Origin of the sequence: Methylophaga thalassica (assembly GCF_030159795.1) — a bacterium.
Classification (GTDB): domain Bacteria; phylum Pseudomonadota; class Gammaproteobacteria; order Nitrosococcales; family Methylophagaceae; genus Methylophaga; species Methylophaga thalassica.
Genome location: NZ_BSND01000004.1, coordinates 354,593 through 379,770, shown reverse-complemented (window position 1 = coordinate 379,770; position 25,178 = coordinate 354,593). Strand labels below are relative to the sequence as shown.

Here is a 25,178-nt window from a genome sequence, read left to right as displayed (position 1 = left end):
TTCAGACTTTAAATCGCTGCACAATGGTATTGAGTTGTGATGCAAGACTTGCCAGGTTTTGGCTGGCGATAGAAATTTGTTCACTGCCGTGCAAGTTGTCTTCAGATAAATCAGAAACCCGGGTGATATTGCGATTAATTTCTTCTGAGACTAAACCTTGTTCTTCAGCTGCGCTGGCTACATGGGTACTCATGTCAGAAATTTGAGTCATGGAATTAACAATATTCAAAATGGACTGCGTCGCCGACTCAGTGTATTGGACCATGCCTGCAGCATTGGATTTTTCTTTATCCATTACCAGCACTGCTTGTTTGGTTTTTTGCTGTAAATTATCAACCATGACTTGAATCTGCTCAGCAGACTCTTGTGTTCTGTTGGCGAGGGAGCGAACCTCATCGGCAACAACAGCAAAACCTCGACCGTGGTCACCGGCTCTTGCTGCTTCAATTGCAGCATTCAAAGCCAACAAATTGGTTTGTTCTGCAACGCCTTTAATCACGGTTAATACCGAGCCAATCTGCTCACTACTTTGACTCAGTTCAGCAATGGTCATGGCAGCTCTACCAACATCTTCGGTGAGAGAATGAATAGATTTAACTGTTTCAGTGATGACCGCTTGCCCTGACTGTGATTCATTATTTGCTGTACGGACTTCTTCCGCTAATAATTCAGCATTCTGAGCGATTTCTCTAATCGTGCTGGACATTTCATTCATTGCTGTGGCGATTTGTTCAGACTGGTTTTGTTGTTCCTGCGAGTTAGACTTTGACTGAAGGGTATTTGCTGATAACTCTTCAGAAGCGGCAGCTAACTCATTTGCGTTGAGCCTTAATTGATTGACGATATTATTTAAATTATGTGTCATGTCACTGAGCGCTTTAAATATATCCGCAGTTTCATCTTTAGCAGGGCTATCAATTTGTATGGTGAGATCACCCATAGCAATACGCTGAGAGGCCTGAGTAATATGCCTGATCATATTCACTGTCGCCTGATAAAAACCAATAAACAGATAAAGCGCTACTACAAGTGCAATTACGATAATAGTGATGACTAGGTTTTTCTCAAATTGCAGGCTCGATAACCGTTCATCAAGTAATGTGGTTAAAGTATCAGCCAAATAGTCATACATCACATAGTTTGCTGAAATAGCCTGACTACCCAGATTAAAAATAGAGTCGGCATCAGCTTTAATGCTGTTAGTCTCCAGAATATCTTGCTGAATGATATGAATAAACTGTGCAAGAATGTTTTCTCGATCCTGTTCCAGTTTTCCTATCGATTCTTTCAGCTTGGGATTGTGTTCAATGATATGTGTTATCGCTTGCTGAGTGTTGTCAGCTTCATTTTGAACTTTGCTGAGTGCTGCTGTGAGTTTGATACGTTGTTCTGTGGTGATCTCATTATTAGCTACGATACCAGAGGCTAATCCTCGTGTTTGGCCAATATTCTCAGCAAGCAGGGGAATATAACTGACAATGGTTTCAATGATGAATGTGGTTTCAAGCTCAGGATCCACAATCAGCCCGGAATTATGGTTAACAACATTCATCAAGCGTCGTACTTTTGTGATCAGTTGAGTGTGTGCTGTAAAAATAGCATTTGAGTCTGTCCCACTATCTTCATTAGATAGGAGTAACCAGTCCTTCTTGATTTCATTCAATAAGGATGAGGTTTGAAATTCTGAACCGTATTGCTGATCTATAACGTCAATTTTTTCGATGCTTTGTTGGATATCCTGACGTTTGCTGAGGATTTTTTCTTTAAATTCTGCAGCACCATTGAGGTATGCATTAGTCATTCCCCGATGTTGGGGAAGTTGCTGATAAAAAGGCTTCAATGCTTTTAGATATTCCAGCCCTTTTTGCTCATGATGACTTTCATTGACAACCTTATTGAGATGATAAATCAGTAGAAAAAAGCTAACTAGAATAGGAATGAGCAACACACTGGTGATAAGCGTCATTTTTTTTGGGTAGCTAAGTGAGTTCATTAAGTTAATCGCTACGCTCATCATTTTCGCCTCCCCAGAAGGTATCAAGTTTACCTATCTTATTGGCATATCTATTGTTTTCTTTAATATAGTTCACAGATGGCTGGCGCTCAGCTATGGCAAGTTGGAGAAAGCTTGTTGTGCTGTTTCAATTTTTATTGTTTTTATTATTCTTTTATGAGAACTTTTCTTTTCACAAACAATATAAGTGGACCTGAGACGTCCTAAGCAGAGTTAGAAAAACTGATTTAAGTTACTTTGTATACTGCCGTAAAAGGATTAGTACGATTTTTAAACATCAGGTCGAGGATTGACCCTATCTGCATCGAGCTGGAAAGGAAGTCTAGCTGTTTGAGTTTTTTCTTTAGTTAGACAGTGAGTGATTGGAGTGATAAAGGATTTAATTACACATTATCGTAATGTGAGTATGACCCGATATATCTTGCTGTTATTACTGTTAACTCTATTGTCTCCCGCCTTTGCTATGCATGAATATGAAAGTGAAGACGTCTCAGACTGGCAATATCGATGGGGCGATTCCCCCTTTGTTAATGGATTGCCACAATGGATATCCGCGCCGCAAAATGTTAGTGCAGACTGGACAAATATCAATTCTCCTGTCAAACCACCAAACCGGAATGAACATAATACAGTTTGGTTTAAAGCTAAATTGCCAGATTCCGGGCATCAGTACCTGCATCCAGTGTTATATATAACCAGTATTGACTTAATGGCTGAAGTTTATCTGGACAATAAGAAAATCTATCAATTCGGTGATTTTGATCAAAAAGATAAAAAAACATTTTATGGCTGGCCATGGCATTCGATAAGTTTGCCAACAGATTATGCTGGTAAAACCATATATTTCAGGGTGTATTCTAACTATCGTGATATTGGTTTGTGGGGTGAAGTGAAGCTATTTGAACAATCAAGCTTACTGTTTTATGTCTTGAAAAATGCGTATTTTGAAGTTCTGGTGGCGTTATTTTCATTGTTTGTCACTATCATCACCTTTGCCTTTTCGATGATGCAGAAAAATGACCGTCATTTCCTTTATTTGTCTGCATTTTCCCTGACTTCGGCGCTGATGCTGCTTTCCGAAAATCATGCTGTGCAGTTTGTTTTTAATTATCCTTTATTTCGCGTCTATCTTCTGGCGATTTCCTATTATGCACTGCCAGTTTTTATCTGTTTATTATTATCTTCATGGTCATCAGCTTGGCAAAAAAATTGGCTGAAAAAAATTGCTTACTTTCATGCCAGTTATCTAGTCATTGCTATCATATTATCAATGCTAGGTGTAATAGAACTGGCGCCGACCTTTCCTGTTTTTGATGCTTTATTCGCAATTTCAATTATTCTTATTATTGGCTTGGGGCTAAGCCTGCGACCCTCACCAGGATCAGATCAGCAATTTGTGATGTTGTCATTCACGGTGTATGGCATTTTTCTGTTACTGGATATGGGAATTGCCAATAGTGTTCTACCCTGGATTAATCTGGATATTTCAATAGCGGCTTTGATTTTTGCTTTGGTATTAATGCTGATTTCACTTCGGCACTATTCTCATGTACAAAAAGCATTAAAAGAACTCAACGAGCACCTGGAAATAAAGGTGTCTGAACGAACTGCCACTCTTCATGCTTATGCTGAAGCTGAACAGGAAAGAGCAGAGCAACTACACAGACTTAATATGCTTGGTGCTAAGTTAGAAGAATTAAACAGCCGTTTACAAGGATGTCACGATCTCAACGAAGCAAGAAAAATTCTGGTGCGTAAATTACCTGAAGTTTTCTTGCCTGTTGAAATAAAAGTGGCAGCATCGATTGAAAATCAGCCGTTTGATTCAGTACTTGCACAAATCGAGCTGCAGGAAGTCGATGGCTCGTATAGTGTCTTCGTCCACATTTTACTGGCTAATTCCAGCTCAAAATTATTAATACCTCGTGAGAATCTGGATGACTTGATTAGCCGGGTAAAATTAAGGCTGGGTGTCACTCTCAGCAGTATTAAACTTAGAGAGGAACTACAACGATTTTCCTTTGAAGATGCATTAACCGGCTTACGCAATCGTCGTTATTTCGACGATGCTCTTTATCGTGAGACGCAGCTATCGAACCGTCAGCAACAGACTTTGTCACTATTAATTTGTGATATTGATCATTTTAAACGCTTTAATGATGAATACGGTCATGAAGCGGGAGATTATGTGCTCAAAACACTTGCTCATTTGATGCATGAGTTTTTCCGGGAGACAGATATTCCTTGTCGTTATGGTGGTGAAGAATTTGTGGTGATTATGCCAAGTGCGACATTAGCTAATGCGGTAGACAAAGCCGAAGCGTTAAGAAATACCATAGCAAAGAAAAGTATTGAGTTTAATGGCGAATATCTCGGTCACATTACGATCTCCATTGGGGTTGCGAATCTTTCTCTTCACAGCCTCCATTCGGAGCAGTTGCTAAGCGAAGCTGATAAGGCGTTATACAAAGCCAAACAATTAGGAAGAAATCGTGTAGAAAGTGTTCAAATATAATCATCGTTTAAGAATATCGGATGATTTTTTTGTCACTATAAAATTCGCATGATTTTCACGCCCGAATTGTTGAAATAATTTGGTAAACAAAAAGGAGAAGTTATGAAAATGTTGAAAACTGCTGTAATAGGTGTTGCTGCTTCAACTGTGTTGATGACAATGAATGTGTTTGCTGCAGAGCATACTGTCACTACGCAAGGCTTAAAATTCAGTCCTCTGGTCGTTAAGATTGCTCCTGGTGATAGTGTCAGCTGGACTAATATGAGTACCCATAATGTGGAAATGATTGAAGGCCTGGTTCCCGAGGGTGCTGAGCTGTTCAAATCAGAGATGAGCCAGGATGTGACTCATACTTTTGATAAAGAAGGTATTTATATCTATAAATGCACACCTCACATTGGAGCGGGAATGGGCGGTGCAGTAATCGTTGGTAACCCAACAAACTTAGATGCTATCAAAGCACAAGATGCCTCAGGTGGCGTAGGTCGTATCGTTAAAAAAGCGATTCAAGAAGCTGAATCAATGTAATTCTGAGTTGGCTTTATCGTAAAAAAAACCGGCATTGCCGGTTTTTTTTATGTCTATCAAAAAAACAGCTCCAGCTCAGGCATAACAACTAAACCAGGATTTATTATGGTAAGTTACAGATAAAATTTCTTCTCCTGATACTCATTATTACTGGCATAAATCATTACATTGTTTGTATATAGTTATGTCTAGAACAGAGGAATATTTCAGCTTATTTCTATTTATTTTCGCTTTTCAGCGCATTAGGTCATTGCTCTAAGCAAGCGCGTATTATGAATCCAATTCAGGCGATTTCTTATAAACAGGAGCAGTCTAATTCATCAGGTAATAATAAAATACTAGGCTGCTTTATGCTGTTGACCTGTATATTTAAACTAACTTGCATACAATTTAATTACATTTTAGCTTTTTGTTGTTGGACACTCTATGTCGTTAGATCCAAATTATTTACTAGATCAGAAAAAACTCGAATCATTAAGTCACTACATTGATATGTTACTTGATGCGATCTGTATCGTTGATAAAGAAGGCCATTTCCTTTTTCTCAGTGCCGGTGCTGAACGCATATTCGGTTACTCACGGGAGGAATTATTGGGCAAACAAATGCTGGAAATGGTCCATCCTGACGATCGTGAAGCTACACTCAATGCGGTTGATGACATTATGAATGGTCTGGAAAAAACAGACTTTGAGAACCGCTATATACGTAAAGATGGACAGATTGTTTATTTACTCTGGTCGGCTAAGTGGGCGAGCAATGAGGCCTTTCGTATAGCCGTTGCCAGAGATATATCCCGGCATAAACGCGCTGAAGCGATTCAGTCTGCTATGTATGCGATCTCTGAAGCGGCACATCATGAAGAAAGTTTGTCATCATTGTATAAGCGTATTCATCAAATCATGGAGACACTATTACCGATCAGTGATTTTGTTATTGCATTGTATGACCAGCAAACTCAACTTCTGACGTTTGCTTATACTAGTAGTGATGTCGATGGTGAATTGCTGCATGCGCATCTCAGCCAGAACCTGACATCCTGGATTGATTCAAGAAAGGTATGCTTCGATACTGATAATGGTTGGATCAAGGTACCACTGTGCACAGCAGAACGTGTTATAGGTAGTCTGATTGCCAGAGTTGAGGCTCAGCATATCAATACCGAAGATAGCCAACATTTACTTGAATATATTTCAACGCAAGTTGCTGCTGCAATTACGCGGAAACAACTGCATGACCGTTTACGCTTTCTGGCGATGTATGATCATTTAACCGGCCTGGCAAACCGTGAGTTGTTCCATGACCGCATGCAGCTTGCCATCTCAAGGGCGCTAAGACAAAAAACTGAATTGGCTTTGTTTTATCTTGATTTGGACAACTTTAAGCAGGCGAATGATAATTTTGGCCATGATGTCGGGGATGCCTTATTACAACAAGCTGCTGAGCGAATACAGTCGTGTGTTCGAAGTTCTGATACGGTAGCCCGCTTCGGTGGTGATGAATTTGTCGTATTACTCGAAACGATAAGTCATCAGCAAGATGCAAAATCTATTGCAGAAAAAATAAGGCAGACGATGGCAAAGGTATTTATCGTCGGCGGCTGTGAGATTCATTTGTCTAGCAGTATTGGTATTGCTTTATTACCCGTTCATGGTGATGTCGAAAAAACATTATTGCAGCATGCTGATCATGCTATGTATGAAGCAAAACGTTTGGGGGGTAATCAATACATCATCTGATTAATAGATATATTTTGCATCGTGTTTACTCAGGGTAAAACACTTTGCTTACCGATTGGCTGATTTTTGCGATGACCGCATTTTTTTTATTTTTTGAGCGTTCTGAGCCAGAGTAATACACGATCAATAGATAGGGGTGGCCAGCCTCCGGCCAGATAATAGCAACATCATTATTGGCACCATTAGCACCTGATCCGGTTTTATCACCGACAAGCCATGTTGCGGGAACACCAGCACGTATTTTGTCATCTCCTGTTTGGTTGCCAATTAACCAGTGAATAAGACGTTGTTTGGATGCTTCAGATAAAGTGTCACCAAGTAAGAGGGTTTTTAAGGTTAACAGCATCGCCTTGGGGGTGGTGGTATCTCTAGGATCTTCAGCTAAGTTAGTATTCAGATTTGGCTCAATTCTATCTAAGCGAGTGGTGTTATCGCCTAAGCTACGGAGATAATCAGTTAGTCCTTGTGGACCTCCCAATGTATTAAGCAGTAAATTGGCAGCAGTATTATCACTTAATTGCAATGCGGCTTTACTCAAGTCTGCTACCGTCATTGATCCTTTATCAAGATGTTGTGATGTCACTGGCGCATATTCAAGAATCTCAGATTTATCATAACTTATTAATCGTTCAAGCTTTTCTTGCTTTTGGTCAATACGCTGTAACACATTAGCGACGAGTAATAATTTGAAGGTACTGCACATGGCAAACCGTTCATTTTCACGGTAGTGAAGTTGTTGACCATCATTTGCATTCCATGCCGATACACCAATACGTCCACCATAAACCGTTTCTAGCTGTGTTACCTCGTCTTGCCAGCCGGAGGCGGTATCAGCGGCAAAGACAGGAGATTGAATAGTGATAACGATAAATAATAAAGTTAATAATTTTAAGATTGATTTCATAGATAAGGGATTTATATAGCTAAAAAGTGATTACAGCAGTAGCGAGCAGCAATTGAGTGAGGTGTGACGGGCTACGATCGCAAGGAAAGAATTATAGCCTCAAATCACTACTTAATCGAATGTGATAAAGGCAGTGGCTTAATGAAGAGATAGGGGCTTTTTGATGTAATCGCTAAAGTCGTCTAAAGGCATAGGTTTGCCAAATAAATACCCTTGATAATTCAAACAGCCGTTTTCAGCCAGGAAGGCTTCCTGAGCTTCAGTTTCCACACCTTCAGCAATCACTGTCATGCCCATATGATTACTCATATTAATGACTGTGCGAATGATATGAGCATCATTTGCATTTTCCAGCATGTGATCGACAAAACTTTTATCGATCTTGATTTCATCCAGCGGAAAGCTACGTAGTATGGATAGAGAAGAGTAGCCCGTGCCAAAGTCATCTAGCGATAAAGTGATGCCATAAGACCGTAGTTTTTCAATTTTTGTCGCTAGTTCATTGATATTTTTTAACATCAGGCTCTCAGTTATTTCCAGTCGCAAACGCGAGCCAGAACAGTGATATGTCTCAATGCTTGATAAAACAGTTTCAACAAAGTTCTTTTGCATAAACTGTCGTGCACTGATGTTAACGGATAATACTAAATGGGCTGTCTCGGGATTATTCTGCCAAATCGCTAATTGTTTACAGGCACTCTGCAATACTTCCGTACCAATACGGTGAATAATATCAGAGTCTTCAGCAATCGGAATAAACTCTGCCGGTGAAATCATGCCATGTTTAGGATGTTGCCAACGCAGTAAAATTTCTGCTCCGATCAATTCATGACGATGATTCACCTGAGGCTGAAAGTAGGGAATGATATCGCGATTAAAAATAGCATCGCGGAGGTCATTTTCCAGGCTGGCTTTGAATTCAATACTTGGTTGCAGTTTTTCATCAAAAAAGCGAAAACAACTACGACCATCTGACTTAGCCTGAAACATGGCATTATCAGCGCGTTTAAAGATTTCATTAACGGATAGAGTATCGCCGAGAAAGTTGCAAATGCCAATGCTGCACGAAGTTCGATACTGAACATTGCCAATGTTGTATATGTCACTGATTCCATTAATGATTTTATTGGAGATTAATTCTGCTATTTTTTTGCTTTTGCCGAGTGTTTCACCAATATTCTCGACTAAGATCACGAATTCATCGCCACCAAAACGGGCAATGGTATCTTCTTCTCTTAGCAGTGTTTTAAGTCGTGTTGACACCGATTTTAGCAACATGTCGCCAGCAGAATGTCCATGTAAGTCATTAATATTTTTAAAGTTATCCAAGTCAATGAAGAAAACAGCGCAATAAGATTTGTTTCGACTGCTTGAATGCATTGCATGCGTGACACGGTCTGTTAATAAGCGTCGATTAGGCAAGTCAGTTAATGTATCGTAATAAGCAAGGTATTGGATTTCATCCTGATTTTTTTTGAATTCCGTTTTGTTCTGCACCAGCGTGGCTAAAACCACGACTTGATTCTCACTGTCACGTAAAGCGGTATAGGTCCACTCACAGTAAATAATCTCATGCTCTTTGGTCAGGTTTTCATTTTGACAATGTGTCGAATTGCCTTCTGAAATGAGTTTGTGCATTTTTTGAAGCACTTGATGTTGAATATCTAATGGCAAAATAAAACTGGCATGTTGATGAAGTGCTTCATCTTGACTATAGCCAAAAATCTCTTGCGCGGCCGCATTCCATGAAACAACACATAGATTGAGATCCCATTCGATCACGCCCATTGGGGTATGGTCTAAATGGATACGTTGATGTTGAGATAATTTTTCGATTTCTTCCTGTTGTTTGATAGCAGCATGATGTAGCAAGATGTTTTCATGAAGCTTTTTACCCAAATTAGTCGATGCTATTGAAATATAGACAATATAAACGGCTAACAGAACGGCCATTGCCAGTGACAGTTCTGTCTCGTTGGTAAAAAAGCCGGGCAAAGACACCAGGTAGATACTGCCAGAGAATAATTTTGATGTGATGGCATCTACAGCATATACCACCATTGCCCCCCCTGTTACGCCGACAATAACGAGAGTGATGAAAGCTTTATGAGCAACTTCATTGGTTTCTGAAAGAAAGTAATACCCAGCAAATCCCCACGCCATTCCACACGCTAGAGTTGATAACCGGAAGATATTTAACCAATAATCTGTGGGGTAATCAGCTGAGTGTCGTTGAAAATAGAGCGTGGTATAGAAGCGAAGGCCATAAACGAAGCAAAAAATGACGCACCAGCTGAATAATATGATGTTGTTGACTTGATCGTATTCCACATAGGCCAATGTGATAGCAACAAGGCTAGCAACGATAAAAGATTTGAGGTTGCTACCGAACAACATGTTGATGATCTCGGCTTGTAATGCCGTTTTCTCATCTTGTTGAATGGGTCTCTCAGCGGCTGCTTTGGCGTCCAAACGGAAGTATCCTTTTTCTGCTTAAACCACAGATGAAACGTATATTTAAATGGCTTTAGCAAGCTATGCTAAATACCTACGTTTAAAATGGTTTTAGCACAGAAAAAATATGCTGTCTATTTTGTTGTGGCCTAATTACTTTTAGACCTTGTTTGGATTAATCTGGCCGAACCTTTTTGGTCTGTGCTTCCAACCAATCCATAAATAAGCTCAGTCGTTTAGGGATTTGTCTGCGCGATGGATATACGATGGAAATTGGAATAGCAGGTGCTTTTAAGTCTGGCAATACTTCGATCAACTCACCACTATCTATATAGCTTCGGGCACTTAAGTCCGGAATCTGAGCAATTCCCAGACCAGACAGGCAAGAGAATAAATAGGCATCTGTACTGTTAACCTGGAGTTTGCTTGTCATTGGTAAATGATGGACAACTTCATCTTTTACATACTCAAATACGGGTGTTTGTGTTTGCAGATTTTGCGCGTAATCAATTAATACATGGTGAGTTAGATCTTCGATAGACATGGGTACACCATATTTATCTGCATAGATCGTACTGACACAATTAATCGTTGATAAGGTGAGTAATGGCCGTGCAATTAAGCTGCTATCTTCAAGTTGGCCGGCACGGATAACACAATCAATACCGTCTTTAATTAAATCTGTGCGTTGGTCATGGCAGCTGAGTTTGATATTGATATTTGGATAACTGTCATACCAGTCATGCAGGTTTGGAAGAACAATATTGGCGGCAAAGCGACTAGGCATATCGATATGTAATGTGCCAGATAGCTGTGAGGGATGTAAGAAATGCGTGTCAAGCATGTCTACTTGCTCAAGTATGGATAGACATTTTTCAAGATAAATTTTGCCATCATGGGTGAGATTAATCTGGCGGGTACTTCGTTGTAAAAGCCTGGTTTTAATCTGTTGCTCAAGTGACTTAACTGCTTCAGAGACGCTGGATTTAGGTAAACCAAGCACATCTGCAGCTCGGGTAAAACTGCCGGATTGTACGACAGCAACAAACCGTTTCATGTTTTCCAATTTATCCATACTAATCTTATCTACTGTTTGTTATATCCAAACAATGATATCGGTTTTTGTCTGTTTATCATGAATTAATTGGTCTTTATGATTTCAGTTAATTCACCAGAAGAGATAATTAAGATGAAAAAACTAGTATTGATTACAGGTGGTAGTCGAGGGTTGGGACGCGAAACTGCGCTTTATATAGCAGACAAAGGTTGTGACGTGATTATTACCTATAACCAAAACAAGACTGCAGCAGACGAGGTGGTAGACGCCATTCACGAAAAAGGGCAGGCCGCAACAGCGATAGCATTGGATGTCAGTCAAGCGTCTACTTTCAATAGCTTTGCCGATGCAGTTAAAACTCAACTTGGAACGGCGTTTGAATCCAACCAGCTGGATGTCATTATTCATAATGCGGGGATCGGTATACATAAGTCATTTGAAGATACTACCGAGTCTGATTTTGATACCTTAATGAACATTCACTTGAAAGCACCGTTCTTTCTTACCCAATCGTTGTTAGCCATGATCGCGCCTCAAGGTCAGATTATTCATATCTCATCAGGTTTAGCGCGTTTCTCTCTGCCTGGCTATGCCGCTTATGCAATGATGAAAGGTGGTGTTGAAGTATTAACACGTTATTTGGCAAAGGAACTCGGTACAAGGCAGATTCGAGTCAATACTCTGGCACCGGGAGCCATTGAAACTGATTTTGGTGGTGGCGTTGTTCGAGATAATGCAGAGCTGAATCGCAGTCTCGCTAATCAGACTGCTTTAGGCAGAGTCGGCTTGCCAGATGATATTGCTAAGGCGATGGCAATGCTGATTAGTGACGATAGTGCATGGGTTAACGGTCAGCGAATTGAAGCTTCAGGTGGTATGTTTATCTAATAAATAAAGAGTGTGGTTAATGTCCACCTGTTTTGGAAAATAGGTTGATTACCAGCACGCCTGAGATAATTAAGCCCATGCCAAGCAGGGCAGGCAAATCGAGTTTTTGCCCGTAAAGTATCCAGGAGATGATGGCGATAAGCACAATTCCAAGCCCGGCCCAGATGGCATAGGCAATACCAACAGGAATGACTCGCAGGGAAAGAGTAAGAAAGTAAAAGGCGGTCAGATAGCCGGTAACGACAATTATCGTGGGAACAAGTCGGGTAAATTCATGGCTTGCTTTCAGGGCTGAGGTTGCAATGACCTCAGCAACGATAGCGATAGCTAAATATATCCAATGTGGCATCGTGCTAGCGGCTGAATGTACTGATGTAAAGTTGCTCGACTTTTTTTCTGGCCCAGTCTGTTCTGCGCAGAAATTTCAACGAGGATTTAACGGAAGGATCGTTCTTGAAACAGTTCAAGTTGATACGCTGAGCAAAGCCATCCCAGCCGAAATGTTCGACCAGTTCAGTAACAATCGTTTCAAGCGTAATGCCATGTAATGGGTTATTGGGTTGTTGATTCATATGACACGCTTACTGTTTACCTGAAATGATCTTGTTAAGAGTAGGGAATACTTATTAAATAATGATACATGACTGTCGTTTCTTAGCCTAAGATTAATATCCATGCCAGACATCCAGCCAAAATATATTTATCAATGAAGTCTATCCGTTTTCAAACAGGGGGGATACATCGCCGAAGAGTCAATGCGATAGTCTTGCCGCCCGCTGTTTAAAACTGAATATCAGAATTAACATGAGCGTCAGCAATAAGCTGGTTATGCCCAAATGACTCAGTGCCAGACCACCTTCAGCCACGGGTTTATCAAGGAAGTCACCTACTACCGCACCTAATGGTCGGGTGAAAATAAATGCCGCCCAGAACAAAACAGTGTGTGAAACAGCGGTAGTGAAATAGACAATGGCAATGCTGATAAGCACTGCGCTAAATAACAACGCGCTAGTTGCGTAACCCAGTCCTTCAGTATCTGCAACCCAATCACCCAAAGCGGTTCCTAATGTTTGTGAAAATAAAATGGTAATCCAATAAAACATTTCGGCTTTGGGCGAACGTATCTGTTGAATGGAAACTGAGCCTAGACTGTTGCGCCAGATAAATAACGATAACATCAATAATACTAACAACAGTGTAGAACCACCGGCATAACCAATCCCTAGTGAGCGATCAGTAAAGTCAGCAATCGTTGTACCCAGTGTAGTGGTTGCAATAATAGTGGACCAGTAGATGAACACGTTAAATGTTCGGGCATTGATTTGGAACGACACTACAGTAAGAAAAATAACAGCAAAAATGATGCTACTGATGAGATAGCCAATATTCATTGCCATTGAAACTAAATCGCCAGCTGTTTCACCCACGGTGGTAGCAAATATCTTGATTATCCAAAATATTAGGGTGACTTCCGGTACCTTGCTTACAATCTCATGATGTTCTGTTTTCACTGCTGCCTCACTGTTTTAAATCTATTAGAGTTGAAGCCTCTATTTCGATGAGTGACCTATTGTTAATAGGACGACAGCGTTATTGTTCTATGGATTACTTAAACGTAACTTAAGCAGTGATATTGATATTTATACCAATGTTGCTTTTGCATAGGTTGGAGTATCAATCTCAACAGTTTCTGCGGTAATGGTGATATCGGCCAAAGGCAAGGTAGTACAGAGACGTTCTACAATCAGATTCGTTAAGCGTTTTTTCTGTTCTTCTGTTCGTCCCCGATGAAGCCTGACGGTGACATGTATAAAGTGGCTATGATGATCACCCAGTTGAAATGTTGGGTAAGCAATACTGCGTGTTTTGATATGAGCTGGCTCAAACAGTAAAGCGTCGACAGCTGCTTGATGCACAGTCGACACTAAAGCGGCATCATTGGTGATGTCGGCAGTCGATGCGGAATGTTCAATAATACAATGTGGCAAAGCTATTTCTCCCCAATATCAGTAAGAAAAAAGGCCGCTGATAGCGGCCTTTTTATCGTCGTCAAAACGGCTTATTTTATAAATAACATCTCACGATATTTAGGCAATGGCCATAAATCATCGGCAACCTCACCTTCCAGCATATCAACATGACTGCGTACCTTATCCATCAGGCTGCGAATATCGTTCGCACAGAACTTCATATGCGCTTCAATGGAGTCAAAGTCATGTTTTTCTATCGCAGCTTGAAGATCAGCTACGGTGGTTAACATTGCATTAGTTTCTTGAGCGATAGTACTGACAACGGCATTATTCATCTCAATACCTAGATCCGCCATGCTGGTGTGCGTGACAGATAGTTCTGCTAGATATTGTGAGGCAGATGGGTAAATCAACGTTTTTGCCATCTCAATGACAAGCTTGGCTTCCACCTCAATAGAAAGAATATATTGCTCGGCATAGACCTCAAAGCGGCTTTCCAGTTCAACAGGTGTGAACACGCCGGTACGAGCAAATAATTCACGAATGGCGTCATCACGAAGATACGGAAGAGCGTCAGCAGAAGTAGGCAGGTTTTTCAAACCACGTTCTTCCACAGCAGCTTTATGCCATTCTTCTGAATAACCATTGCCGCCAAAAACGACGTTACCGTGTTGTTCCATTAACTGTTTTAATACAGCAAGGACAGCATTAGTTTGGTCTTTGCCACTGTCTAATTCCGTTTTAAGCTTATCAGCAATCCATTCAAGGGAATCAGCCAACATGGTGTTCATTGCAACTAATGGCCCGGAAACGGATTGTGACGAACCTACAGCGCGGAATTCGAAGCGATTACCTGTGAAAGCAAAAGGTGAAGTACGATTACGGTCACCTGGATCACGTTCAAATTTTAGAATTTGTGATAGACCCAGATCCATTTCGCCACCTTTTTTCGAGGTCGCAATATTGCCTGCTTTAATATCTTGAAATACTTTTTCTAATTGGTCGCCAAGATACACAGATAAAATGGCTGGAGGCGCTTCATTAGCTCCCAGGCGGTGATCATTAGATGCAGATGCAATTACGGCACGAAGCAAGGGACCATATTGATGCACACCACGAATAACGGCGCCACAGAATAATAAGAAATTCAGATTATCATGAGGTGTTTTACCTGGGTCCAACAAGTTTCCTTGTGTGGCATTGCCAACAGACCAGTTAACATGTTTTCCAGAACCATTGACACCGGCAAAAGGTTTTTCATGCAGCAAACACATAAAGCCATGTTTTTTTGCCGTAGCTTTCATCAAGGTCATCATTAATTGCTGATGATCAGCAGCGATGTTGGCTGACTCGAAATAAGGTGCAATTTCAAATTGGCCTGGAGCTACTTCATTGTGATGTGTTTTCGCAGGAATACCTAAACGATAAAGCTGATCTTCAAAGTCCTGCATAAAGACCTGAACACGTTCAGGAATAGCACCGAAATAATGATCATCAAACTGCTGACCTTTTGCTGGAGCTGCTCCAAATAATGTACGGCCCGCTAACAATAAATCAGGACGAGCCAGTGCAAAATTACTGTCTACCAAAAAGTATTCTTGCTCAGCACCACAGCTCGAATTAAGTGGGGCAATATCTGTCTCGCCCATTAAGGTCAGGACTTTCTTGGCTGCACGATCCATGGCTGAAATTGATCGCAGTAAAGGGATTTTCTTATCAAGTGCTTCACCAGTCCATGACATGAAAACACTCGGGATCATCAGTGTTGAGCCATTTTCAGTATGCATAATGAAAGCCGGACTAGTAGGGTCCCAAGCGGTATATCCACGCGCGGCATTAGTCATTCGTAAACTGCCGTTAGGGAAAGACGAGCCATCTGGTTCGCCTTTAATCAATAAGCTGCCTGAGAATTCTGTGATGGCATTGCCTTCAGCATTGGTCACAATAAAACCATCGTGTTTTTCCGCGGTGATATTGGTCATGGGGTAGAAAATATGTGAGAAGAACTTCACGCCTTTTGATAAGGCCCAGTTTTTCATCGCTGCAGCCACAACATCTGCAACGGCGGGATCTAATGGCGCACCTGTTTGAACAGTTTGCTTAACCGCCTTGAAGGCTGACTTGTTTAATGCTTCTTCCATTTTGGCCAGATTGAAAACATCCGTCGCCCAGATTTTATCTAGAGGTTCAGGTTTGTGAACGACTGTTTTCTGGCGGTTTATGATGTTTGAAATCGCTTGCAGACGTGATTCATTTCCACTCATTTTTCTATCCCTTAATCGCTGATGATTAATTGTTAATTTGATAAACGTATTCGTCTCTGTGGCAAACAATATGATTGCTTGCGCATACGCAGGTAGGGTTAGCAACTATGCTAAATAACGATACGCACATCTAATCGTCTTAATTGATGTAACACTAAAATAGAGAATAACCATATCAACATATTGATTATCAATATGAAATCATCGGTGATTCGATAAGGCACGACATTCAGCGGAAAAGGTATTCTTGCGTGGTCGATATGCGTCTTTATTAAACTATTTAAGGTGTGACAGCTATCAATATAGAGTAAAAAAATTAAGTTATGAAGTCCTGATTTTGTAATAAAAATAGTGTAGTAGAAAAAACCGACGCTAATAACCATTAAAGAAAAGCGGCTCTATGACGATGTGTATAGAAAAGGACTTTCTTACTTACTTGTTTGGATATCTATTATGAATGTCGATCTCTCATCAGTTCGCAGCAGCGGTACAACAAAACAACAAGCGCCTAGTGGCACATCGCTTGATTCACGTATTGCTGCATTAAAGAAAAAAATGGTCGATTTATTTAATAAGCTCAAAGAACTAGGGCAGGAGCCCAGCGAAGATTCGCTAAAACAAGCTGAAGCCATTCAAAAACAGATCGAATTACTGCAGGCACAGATACAGCAATTGGAAGCGTTAAAACGGCAGCAAGAGAAAGCAGAACAGAAAACCCAGGTGGCAGAGGTTGTGCCAGCAGAGCCTATATCGATTGCCGACGAAGATACTCGCAGCAAACTGGGTAATCATATTGATAGCTATGGTTGAATAAATAATAGTCGGCTGGCCAGAAGTATAAATATGACGGCGGTGAAGGTATGGAGAATATTTTGTGCATAGGCTGACCGTAATAACCATTTCCCCAACTTAGCTGCGCTCATTGCTATTACAAAAAATACTAACAGCGCACTTGCCATAAAAATAAGTCCTAAACATAAAATCTGTACTGACACATAGCCTTTATCGGCTTCAACAAATTGCGGTAAAAAAGCCAGAAAAAATATCGCTACTTTGGGGTTGCTGACATTCATCAAAAAGCCGGTTCTTAATAAGGCTATTGAATTATGCAACGACACTCCATCTTTTAAAGTTGATATAGGAGCGGCTTTAAATGCGCGCCAAGCTAAATAGAGTAAATAACTGGCGCCGATGACTTTTAGCAATAAAAAGGCAGCGGGGCTGGTCGTTAATAATGTTGCTATGCCTATGACCACTGCCAAGATATGGACAATCAGACCGCTACATAATCCCAAGGTAATAATCACCCCCGTTTTGCTGCCATAAAGTGCAGATTGTGTGAGTACGTATAGATTGTCCGGGCCTGGTGTCATTGCGAGCAGGACGGAGGTCAGCAAAAAAATAGCTAAAGCACCGCTAAAAAACATCTTGCTCACTCTGTACGGCGTGGCAGTTTTACCCAGCTAAATGCCTTTTCTAAAAAGGACACGGCCTGGTCATCAATAATTAAACCATGTGCCATTACAATTTTTTCAGGTTGCCAACCAATAATGTGTTGTATGTGTTCTCTGGCAGTATCTTTGTTAAAACTGAGGCGCCAGTCGATAGGCATTTTGCCGTTTGGGGCAAGTATGCCACTTATTTTTGCCAGAAAACGTTTGAAGGGTGGGAAGGCATCTGCCGGGAAGTTTTCAATCAAATCAGTGACGATCAGTGTTCTACTCTCACGATGAAAAAACACACATTCCTGCATCGCTTTTGAGCCAGTAAATAGGCGCTGTTGTATGTTGTCTTGCCAGGGCGGTATGAAATCAGAACTGAGGATACCGTTAAATTCGATATCTGATCGTTTTTCAGCGACTTGTTCTGTACCAAAAATGGCTGCTGAAGGGTAATGTTGTTGCCAGTCTTTCAGAAACAGATGGTGTAACTTATTGGGTGCAATTAAAAAATGTACTTCACCGAGAGCGTCGATTTGCGTCGCTAACTCCGGTGTGAGTTTGATTGGGCTGTGAATCCATAAGGTATTATCACTTAAGCGAACGATCACCATACGTGTGCTGTATGGAAGGCTATAAAAAGGCACACTATCTCCATCAACATACCAGATATTGTTCCCTAAGCTTTTCATTCCGACTCCTTCGTTTACGATAAAAGCATTCACACTGTTATTGGTAATTTCTTATCAGCATAGACAGATGGGATGTGACAGAATATCAGCGTTGCCAATCAATTATAGCTGAGGATAAACAGGCTAATGACACTGCGATCAATTCTACGCAAATGGACAGAACGTTATTTCTCTGATGAAGAAGCCGTCATACTGCTGATTGTATTAGTACTCGGTTTTGCCGTTGTAATCTGGCTGGGCGGAATGCTGGCGCCGTTTTTTACTGCACTGGTCATCGCGTTTTTATTACAAGGTGTAGTGAATATGCTGACCCGACGCCGCGTGCCCAATATGGTAGCGGTGGCCATTGTCTTTCTTGGATTTGTCAGCTTGATGTTAGCCATGGGCTTTTTATTAATGCCATTATTATGGAATCAGCTGGTTAATTTGGTCCAGGAAACACCAAAAATGCTGTCAAATGGTGAAGACTGGTTGATGAACCTGCATACCCATTACCCGAACTTAATCAAACCTGATGAGATACAAAGCTGGATTTCCAGCACCGCAAAACAATTCACAGTCTATGGTCAACGGGCTGTTTCTTTGTCTATTGCCTCACTGGGAAATGTGATTGGCTTAATTATTTATCTAGTGTTAGTGCCCATTCTTGTCTTTTTTATGCTGAAAGATCGGGAAAAACTAGTGAGTTTTGTGCTGTCGTTCATGCCGGAAAAACGAGGTTTGATGAACCGTATCTGGAATGAGATGGACGATCAGATTGCCAATTATGTGCGTGGCAAAGTGGTTGAAATTATCATCGTTGGTGGTGTCAGCTACGCTACTTTCACATTCTTTGGCTTGCAATACACTGCACTGTTAGCCGTTTTAGTTGGCTTCTCAGTGTTAATTCCATTTATTGGCGCCGCTGTGGCCACACTACCTGTTGCCGCGGTAGCAGGTTTTCAGTTTGGCCTCACAGAACAGTTTGCCTATATCCTGATTGCTTATGGCATTATCCAGGCGCTTGATGGCAATGTGTTGGTGCCGATTTTATTTTCTGAAGCCGTCAATTTGCATCCTGTTTCTATCATTCTTGCCGTACTGTTTTTTGGTGGAATATGGGGAGTATGGGGCGTGTTCTTTGCCATTCCGCTGGCGACTTTATTAAAAGCGCTGATAACCGCCTGGCCAAGAAGTTTGCATGATACATCCGTACAAGAACAACCTTAGTTTTTGGCGTGTTGTAATAAATTTATGGGGAACGTGGAGTGAGTGTGTTATTTTCGCCGATCGACATCGGACCATTGAAATTGAAGAATCGATTGATCATCGCACCGATGTGTCAGTATTCAGCCGAGGATGGACAAGCCCAGGATTGGCATACTATCCACTTAGGGCAATTGGCTTTATCTGGTGCCGGATTGCTTATCCTTGAAGCCGCAGCCGTTTGCGCTGAGGGTCGAATAACCTACGGTGATTTAGGTTTATGGGATGACACTACAGCGTCTGCCTTAGCGAAGACGCTTACTGCCATTAGAAAATATTCAAATATTCCTATGGGTATCCAACTGGCCCATGCTGGCAGGAAAGCTTCCACACAAAAACCATGGCATGGCGGGGCACCGATATCGCCTGAGGATAAGAACGGTTGGCAAGTCATTGCTCCGTCGGCATTGCCTTTTCATGAAGATGGAACTGTTCCTCTCGCTGCCAGTCAGGATGATATTGCCGCCATTGTGCAACAGTTTGTTGAGGCTGCAAAACGTGCTGCAGATTTGGGATTTGAGGTCATTGAAGTTCATGCTGCTCATGGTTATTTATTACATGAGTTTTTATCGCCATTGAGCAATCAACGGCAGGATGAGTTTGGTGGCAGTCTGGAAAACAGAATGCGTCTGACTCTGGATGTCTTTAGCGCTGTACGCGCCTGTGTTCCCGAGAACATAGTTGTCGGTGTTAGAATCTCAGCGACCGACTGGGTTCCTGGTGGTTGGGATGTTGAGCAGAGCACGACACTGGCTATTGAACTGGACAAGCTCAATTGTCATTACTTGCATGTGAGTAGTGGAGGTTTATCACCACAGCAAGAAATACCCGTCGAAGCAGGTTATCAGGTGCCACTGGCTGAAGCGATTAAGCCATATATATCGATGCCAGTGATTGCTGTGGGCTTGATTACTGAACCACATCAAGCTGAACAAATATTGGCTGATGAACGAGCGGATGCCATCGCTATGGCGAGAGGCATTTTATATAACCCTCACTGGGCCTGGCAGGCTGCAGTTGAGCTGGACGGTATGGTTGAAGCTCCTGCTCAGTATTTGCGTTCTGAACCGCATGGTCAAAAAGGGCATCTAACGGAGATGGATTTGTCCAAAAATACTTAAAATGCCCATGTTAATCGTTCAAACCATTGTGAAGCAGTGGGATAAAAGTCAGCAAAGTGAGCAGCATCAACAGTTGCGTATGAATTTACCTGACCGATATCGGGTCGATATTCCCCCTGCGGAGTGGGTGCTAGATAATCAAGTTCTGCTTGATCAGCACGGTGATGATATTGAAGGGAAACGGATTCAGTACCTTGTCCATGAACAAGTGGATTTTATGATTGACCGCTTCCGTATTTCCTTGCCTAACAAAACACTGGAATATAAAACAGCTCAATCAGAGCCCAGGCTGATTTCTCAATTAGCTGATGGCTGGGTGCAATGCCGTTATAACTGGCGTCGGCGCGTTGAACAGGGTGGGTTTATCTATTGGCTTTATGAAGATGTCACCTTAAATGCTTGTTTTGTCCAGCAATATGATGCCCAGGTCTTTATGACAACGAAAGCTGAAACCGTTTTTACGGATCTAACGTTGCCAGAGCTTTAAGGCCAAAGGTTCAGAAAGTATCAATAGCGGCTTCGCCCCAAAGAGTCTCAACTTGCTGCTCGAATCTGCTTCGTTCACTGTTAGTTAACAATAAGGTCGAGCCAGGTGTCTGCTGAGCAGAGAGTAAATTCTCTTGCTGAAGTCGTCTGTTGACTTCTCGGGCGACGGCTTCTTCCGTACTGATGACATTGACGGTTTCTCCAACCACTTTTTGGATCACCGTTTTGAGGTGAGTGAAATGTGTACAACCGAGAATAATGGTATCGGCGCCTTTATCCAGTAACGGCTGTACATACGCATGTACTGTAGCGGAAGCTTCTTCATAACTTAGCTTTAAGGCCTCTACTAATAACACTAAGTCTGGGCAAGGCTGAATTTCGACGGTTGCGCCCATGGCAACGCGTTGAGCAAGATCATGAAACGATTGACTGGTCAGGGTTTTTGCTGTGGCTAGTACACCGATCACGCCAGTTTTTGTATTTAAAGCCGCCGGTCTTAAGCCTGGTTCTACGCCAATAAAAGGAATAGGGTAGCGTTCACGTAAGGCTTTGATACTGACAAGAGTGGCAGTATTACAGGCGACAACAATGGCTTTTACCTTACGTTGTAATAGATAGTCAGTAATTTTGAGCGAACGCTCCAGAATATATGCTTCTGTTTTCTCGCCATAGGGGGCATGTAAGGTATCCGCAAGGTAGATAAGGTTCTCATTTGGCATAAAAGAGCGGACTTGTTTAGCGATCGGTAAGCCACCAATACCAGAGTCGAATATGCCAATAGATCTTGCGTCAGCCATGATAATTTCTGTTTTATACGTCGCTGGATGAATAAAAAGACGACGATTGTACTGTATCTATCTGCTGATGGTTGAAAATGGATTATTTGGTCAAGGCAACAAATTCACCGCGAAAGAATCCTGCGCGTTGCTGTTCGTAATGCAAAATGGAGATAACCGTTGTCCGTGCTTTACCCATACGTGAAAAATGGCGTAGAAATTTAGCCCAGTCTTGTGTTGATTCAAGTTGCGCTGTGGCGGTAAATTCACCGCTAATTGGTTTTTCATACTCCATCGTATTACGTTGTATGACGAGCGTAGACTCGATAGCAGCCTGATGTAACCGAGTATTTAATAATGACCAGGCAGACAGAATCGCCAATGTTGATGCGCTGCCGCCAAACACGGTTTCATGATAATTAATATTCGGTGTTAGAGGGGCTCTTAGCACGACTTTATCATGGCTGACATGATCAACAGAGACCTCCATGGCCGCCGATAAAGGAATGTGTTGATAAAGATATTGCTGAAGCTGTTCAGGTGTCATAAGTTTTTATATCAAAAAGTGTTTTTAAAATGATAACGTCTTCTCTGTTTGTGAAAAAGTATTTACGCTATCGATGATCATCAGCGCGTTGAAAAGGTTCGCACAATAATGAAAATATCTCTGCATATACAATGGCTGTCGATTCTCGCTTTACTGTTTTTCTTTACTCTGTTCACTGTAGATGTGTTTGCCGATGACGTTCAGGATGGCATTGCTGCCTACAAACAAGGTGATTTTCAGACCGCCTATCAGGCATGGCATCAAGCTGCAGAAAACAATGTCGCTGAAGCACAGTGGATGTTAGCTATTTTGTTATTAAACGGTCAGGGCGTAAAACAAGATAAAGTCGCTGCCTATTCATGGTTAACGTTAGCTAGCGAAAAACAGCACAAACAAGCCATGATTGACCGCATGGCCATAAGAGACAGATTAAGTGCAGAAGAATTGATGAATGCTGATACCTTAACTAAGGCATTCAGAGACAAACAAATGGCAAAAACAGCCATTAATCATCAAAAAGAAAAGGCTTTTCATTGGTTTGAAAAGGCAGCCAAACAAGGGGACCCTCAGGCTCAATATCAACTGGGTGAAATGTTACTGAATGGTGAAGGCGTTAAACAGGATAAAGTCGCTGCCTATTCCTGGTTTAGTCTGGCCAGTGAACAAAATCAGCCTCAGGCGATTGTGAAGCAGGCACAACTGAAAACCGAGTTAAGCCGCAGTCAGATTGAAAAAGCCAATGCCTTAATGCTGACTAATCGCGACAACCATTTGATAACGGATAAACCACCTGGTTTGCCGGATTTAGTGAATGAGGTGAATGTAAAAAATAAAGAAAATCAGCTTCTTGCAGAACAATCTTCAGTCGACACTTCGTTGTTAGAAACAAGAGAAAAACCGCTATCAGAAAAGCTTGATGAACCTGCCAAGCCTACACAAACAAAACCAGAGACAAAACCAAAGTCAGTGATGACTACTGTCTACCGTGTACAAGTCGGGGCGTTTAGGTCAAGACAGCAGGTAGATATCGCATTAACGCAGCTAACAAAAAAATCAGCCGCTATCGTTCAGAAATATGAGACAACGATTACTGAACCTGTCGAAAATACAGAAAAACCGGATTTTTATCGCCTCCAGCTGGGTAATTTCGCAGCAAAATCTGAAGCGACAACCTTGTGTCGGCATCTTGCTGAAAACAAACAAGCATGCTTTGTGGTCACCGCAGATAAAATGCAAAAAACCACCGTTGCTAAGCAACCGTGACGTGCACGATGCACTAAAGCTGCCAGACAGATTTAGACTGAGTGCTTGATATGTTTTAACCGTTTTTTGCCACGGTAACTTAGGTAAGTTTACTTCGAAACACAAAATAAACCGCACCAACTAAACACAGGCCAGCCCATAGATAGTCGAGTTTAAGGGGGTCTTTCAGGTAGAACACGGAAAAGGGAATAAACACCATTAAGGTGATGACTTCCTGAAGAATTTTTAACTGGCCCACATTGAGTATGGTAAAGCCAATGCGGTTGGCGGGTACTTGTAATAAGTATTCGAATAATGCGATTCCCCAGCTTATCAATGCGGCAATAATCCAGGGTTTATTGTTGAGTTCTTTTAGGTGAGCGTACCAGGCAAACGTCATAAAAATATTGCTGCAAACCAGCAAGGACACACTAACCAGTATTGGATTCATTAACTCTAACCTAAACGATAAAAACAGCCATTATTCATGAAATAATCTTTTAAGGAGCACGTATAACGCACCTGTGCCGCCATCATCTACCGTCGCACTGCAAAATGCGAGCACGCTCTGACTTTGTCTTAACCAGTGATTGAGTTTGCTCTTTAGTACAGGCTTGTTATCACGCGAGCCCCAGCCTTTACCATGGATGATACGCACGCAACGAATTTGTTGCTGCTGGCAGAACTCTAAAAACTCGGACAGTGTCGGTTCGGCTTTGGCAATGGTCATACCGTGTAAGTCTAATTCTGCTTCAATATGCACCTTGCCATTACGCAGCTTGCCGAATAGTTTGTGCTGAATACCGGGGCCACGGTATTCGAGGTATTCCTCATTGCCTACGGTTTCTGGAGAAAACATATCAGAGAATGGTTCACCCTGATATTCATCATCAATAATTTTTTGCCGGATAGCTTTTGCAACAGGTTTGGGTTTGTTATGAATCAGACGGTTTTGGCGGATACGGGTAGCATCGCGCATTTCTTGGCGAAATAATGCAAATTCGTCCTCATCGGTATCGTCATTTTTATTTGCCATGAGCGTGCGGCTGCCTAAGGATTTAAGTCAAAGTTGGCGACTATTGTGCCAGATGAGGCTTGTGCAAAAAATCCTTTTTGATTTACCATGCGAATCACTTGTCGGGGTGCCCGCCCGGAATAATCCGGAAAGGCTGAGATGAAACCCGTTGAACCTGAAGAGGCTAGAACCTCCGTAGGAAACAAGCAGGACACCTGTTTTACACTCGAGATCCATTTTCGTTTGGTGTCTGTCTTCTTGTTCGCTTTCGCGCAACGATCTCA

General features: G+C 41.7%; 24 protein-coding genes and 1 riboswitch. Of the genes, 9 read left to right on the top strand and 15 right to left on the bottom strand.

Translation table 11 applies throughout. The annotated features are described in order from the left end of the window. Window position 1: 1 nt before the first annotated feature. Complete coding sequence (locus QQL60_RS06685; protein WP_284722826.1) at window positions 2-2,017, bottom strand: methyl-accepting chemotaxis protein; 2,016 nt, start codon at window positions 2,015-2,017, stop codon at window positions 2-4. Window positions 2,018-2,381: 364 nt separating this feature from the next. Here QQL60_RS06685 and QQL60_RS06680 point away from each other — a divergent pair, with 364 nt between their 5' ends. The 3 genes from QQL60_RS06680 (at window position 2,382) to QQL60_RS06670 (ending at window position 6,794) form a co-directional block, all read left to right on the top strand. Next, window positions 2,382-4,529 (top strand): GGDEF domain-containing protein, encoded by a 2,148-nt coding sequence (locus QQL60_RS06680; protein ID WP_284722825.1) that lies wholly within the window; start codon window positions 2,382-2,384, stop codon window positions 4,527-4,529. 102 nt (window positions 4,530-4,631) lie between these two features. Next, entirely contained in the window at window positions 4,632-5,057 is a 426-nt protein-coding gene (locus tag QQL60_RS06675; protein WP_284722824.1) for a plastocyanin/azurin family copper-binding protein, read from the top strand. 426 nt (window positions 5,058-5,483) lie between these two features. Continuing rightward, window positions 5,484-6,794, top strand: coding sequence for a sensor domain-containing diguanylate cyclase (locus tag QQL60_RS06670; protein WP_284722823.1), 1,311 nt, complete (start codon window positions 5,484-5,486; stop codon window positions 6,792-6,794). A 25-nt stretch (window positions 6,795-6,819) separates the two neighbouring features. Here QQL60_RS06670 and bla read toward each other — a convergent pair whose 3' ends face one another. From bla to QQL60_RS06655, 3 genes are all read right to left on the bottom strand, one after another. Next, window positions 6,820-7,698, bottom strand: a complete 879-nt coding sequence (gene bla, locus QQL60_RS06665; protein ID WP_284722822.1) for a class A beta-lactamase — start codon at window positions 7,696-7,698, stop codon at window positions 6,820-6,822. Window positions 7,699-7,836: 138 nt separating this feature from the next. Next, complete coding sequence (locus QQL60_RS06660) at window positions 7,837-10,170, bottom strand: putative bifunctional diguanylate cyclase/phosphodiesterase (RefSeq protein WP_284722821.1); 2,334 nt, start codon at window positions 10,168-10,170, stop codon at window positions 7,837-7,839. 157 nt (window positions 10,171-10,327) lie between these two features. Further along, on the bottom strand, window positions 10,328-11,227 hold the full coding sequence (locus QQL60_RS06655) for a LysR family transcriptional regulator (protein WP_284722820.1): 900 nt from the start codon (window positions 11,225-11,227) through the stop codon (window positions 10,328-10,330). A 114-nt stretch (window positions 11,228-11,341) separates the two neighbouring features. On the opposite strand from QQL60_RS06655, the gene QQL60_RS06650 reads away from it, so the two are divergent. Continuing rightward, a complete protein-coding gene (locus QQL60_RS06650; RefSeq protein WP_284722819.1) occupies window positions 11,342-12,097 on the top strand; it encodes an SDR family NAD(P)-dependent oxidoreductase in 756 nt (251 codons plus the stop codon). 16 nt (window positions 12,098-12,113) lie between these two features. On the opposite strand, the gene QQL60_RS06645 is transcribed toward QQL60_RS06650, so the two are convergent. The 5 genes from QQL60_RS06645 to QQL60_RS06625 all read right to left on the bottom strand — a co-directional run bounded on the left by QQL60_RS06645 (window position 12,114) and on the right by QQL60_RS06625 (window position 16,331). Next, window positions 12,114-12,446 carry a DMT family transporter gene (locus QQL60_RS06645; protein WP_284722818.1) on the bottom strand — a complete coding sequence of 111 codons (333 nt, stop codon included), beginning with the start codon at window positions 12,444-12,446 and terminating at the stop codon, window positions 12,114-12,116. Between the two features lie 4 nt (window positions 12,447-12,450). Continuing rightward, entirely contained in the window at window positions 12,451-12,669 is a 219-nt protein-coding gene (locus tag QQL60_RS06640; protein ID WP_284722817.1) for a VF530 family protein, read from the bottom strand. 180 nt (window positions 12,670-12,849) lie between these two features. After that, window positions 12,850-13,608, bottom strand: coding sequence for a COG4705 family protein (locus tag QQL60_RS06635; protein ID WP_284722816.1), 759 nt, complete (start codon window positions 13,606-13,608; stop codon window positions 12,850-12,852). A 129-nt stretch (window positions 13,609-13,737) separates the two neighbouring features. Beyond that, entirely contained in the window at window positions 13,738-14,085 is a 348-nt protein-coding gene (locus QQL60_RS06630; RefSeq protein WP_284722815.1) for a 5-carboxymethyl-2-hydroxymuconate Delta-isomerase, read from the bottom strand. Window positions 14,086-14,156: 71 nt separating this feature from the next. Further along, entirely contained in the window at window positions 14,157-16,331 is a 2,175-nt protein-coding gene (locus tag QQL60_RS06625; protein WP_284722814.1) for a glutamine synthetase III family protein, read from the bottom strand. A gap of 453 nt (window positions 16,332-16,784) precedes the next feature. On the opposite strand from QQL60_RS06625, the gene QQL60_RS06620 reads away from it, so the two are divergent. After that, window positions 16,785-17,141, top strand: coding sequence for a FlxA-like family protein (locus QQL60_RS06620; protein WP_284722813.1), 357 nt, complete (start codon window positions 16,785-16,787; stop codon window positions 17,139-17,141). On the opposite strand, the gene QQL60_RS06615 is transcribed toward QQL60_RS06620, so the two are convergent. Then, complete coding sequence (locus QQL60_RS06615; protein ID WP_284722812.1) at window positions 17,132-17,758, bottom strand: LysE family translocator; 627 nt, start codon at window positions 17,756-17,758, stop codon at window positions 17,132-17,134. The genes QQL60_RS06620 and QQL60_RS06615 overlap by 10 nt on opposite strands. A 5-nt stretch (window positions 17,759-17,763) precedes the next feature. Further along, complete coding sequence (locus QQL60_RS06610) at window positions 17,764-18,462, bottom strand: DUF4336 domain-containing protein (RefSeq protein WP_284722811.1); 699 nt, start codon at window positions 18,460-18,462, stop codon at window positions 17,764-17,766. A gap of 126 nt (window positions 18,463-18,588) precedes the next feature. On the opposite strand from QQL60_RS06610, the gene QQL60_RS06605 reads away from it, so the two are divergent. Genes QQL60_RS06605 through QQL60_RS06595 form a run of 3 tightly spaced genes read left to right on the top strand, consistent with a single transcriptional unit; the run spans window position 18,589 to window position 21,315 of the window. Next, on the top strand, window positions 18,589-19,671 hold the full coding sequence (locus tag QQL60_RS06605) for an AI-2E family transporter (protein ID WP_284722810.1): 1,083 nt from the start codon (window positions 18,589-18,591) through the stop codon (window positions 19,669-19,671). A gap of 38 nt (window positions 19,672-19,709) precedes the next feature. Then, window positions 19,710-20,828 (top strand): NADH:flavin oxidoreductase/NADH oxidase, encoded by a 1,119-nt coding sequence (locus QQL60_RS06600; protein WP_284722809.1) that lies wholly within the window; start codon window positions 19,710-19,712, stop codon window positions 20,826-20,828. Between the two features lies 1 nt (window position 20,829). Beyond that, a complete protein-coding gene (locus QQL60_RS06595; protein WP_284722808.1) occupies window positions 20,830-21,315 on the top strand; it encodes a hypothetical protein in 486 nt (161 codons plus the stop codon). 10 nt (window positions 21,316-21,325) lie between these two features. On the opposite strand, the gene murI is transcribed toward QQL60_RS06595, so the two are convergent. Continuing rightward, window positions 21,326-22,111 (bottom strand): glutamate racemase, encoded by a 786-nt coding sequence (murI, locus tag QQL60_RS06590; RefSeq protein WP_284722807.1) that lies wholly within the window; start codon window positions 22,109-22,111, stop codon window positions 21,326-21,328. An 82-nt stretch (window positions 22,112-22,193) separates the two neighbouring features. After that, window positions 22,194-22,637 (bottom strand): YiiD C-terminal domain-containing protein, encoded by a 444-nt coding sequence (locus QQL60_RS06585; protein WP_007144871.1) that lies wholly within the window; start codon window positions 22,635-22,637, stop codon window positions 22,194-22,196. A 108-nt stretch (window positions 22,638-22,745) separates the two neighbouring features. Between QQL60_RS06585 and QQL60_RS06580 the strand changes: the two genes are divergently transcribed. Next, window positions 22,746-23,900, top strand: a complete 1,155-nt coding sequence (locus QQL60_RS06580) for an SPOR domain-containing protein (RefSeq protein ID WP_284722806.1) — start codon at window positions 22,746-22,748, stop codon at window positions 23,898-23,900. A 79-nt stretch (window positions 23,901-23,979) separates the two neighbouring features. On the opposite strand, the gene QQL60_RS06575 is transcribed toward QQL60_RS06580, so the two are convergent. Both QQL60_RS06575 and QQL60_RS06570 read right to left on the bottom strand, forming a co-directional pair. After that, window positions 23,980-24,330 carry a DMT family protein gene (locus QQL60_RS06575; RefSeq protein ID WP_284722805.1) on the bottom strand — a complete coding sequence of 117 codons (351 nt, stop codon included), beginning with the start codon at window positions 24,328-24,330 and terminating at the stop codon, window positions 23,980-23,982. 30 nt (window positions 24,331-24,360) lie between these two features. Further along, entirely contained in the window at window positions 24,361-24,915 is a 555-nt protein-coding gene (locus QQL60_RS06570) for a Smr/MutS family protein (protein WP_284451296.1), read from the bottom strand. A gap of 92 nt (window positions 24,916-25,007) precedes the next feature. After that, window positions 25,008-25,113, top strand: a riboswitch (TPP riboswitch). The last annotated feature ends 65 nt before the right edge of the window (window positions 25,114-25,178 follow it).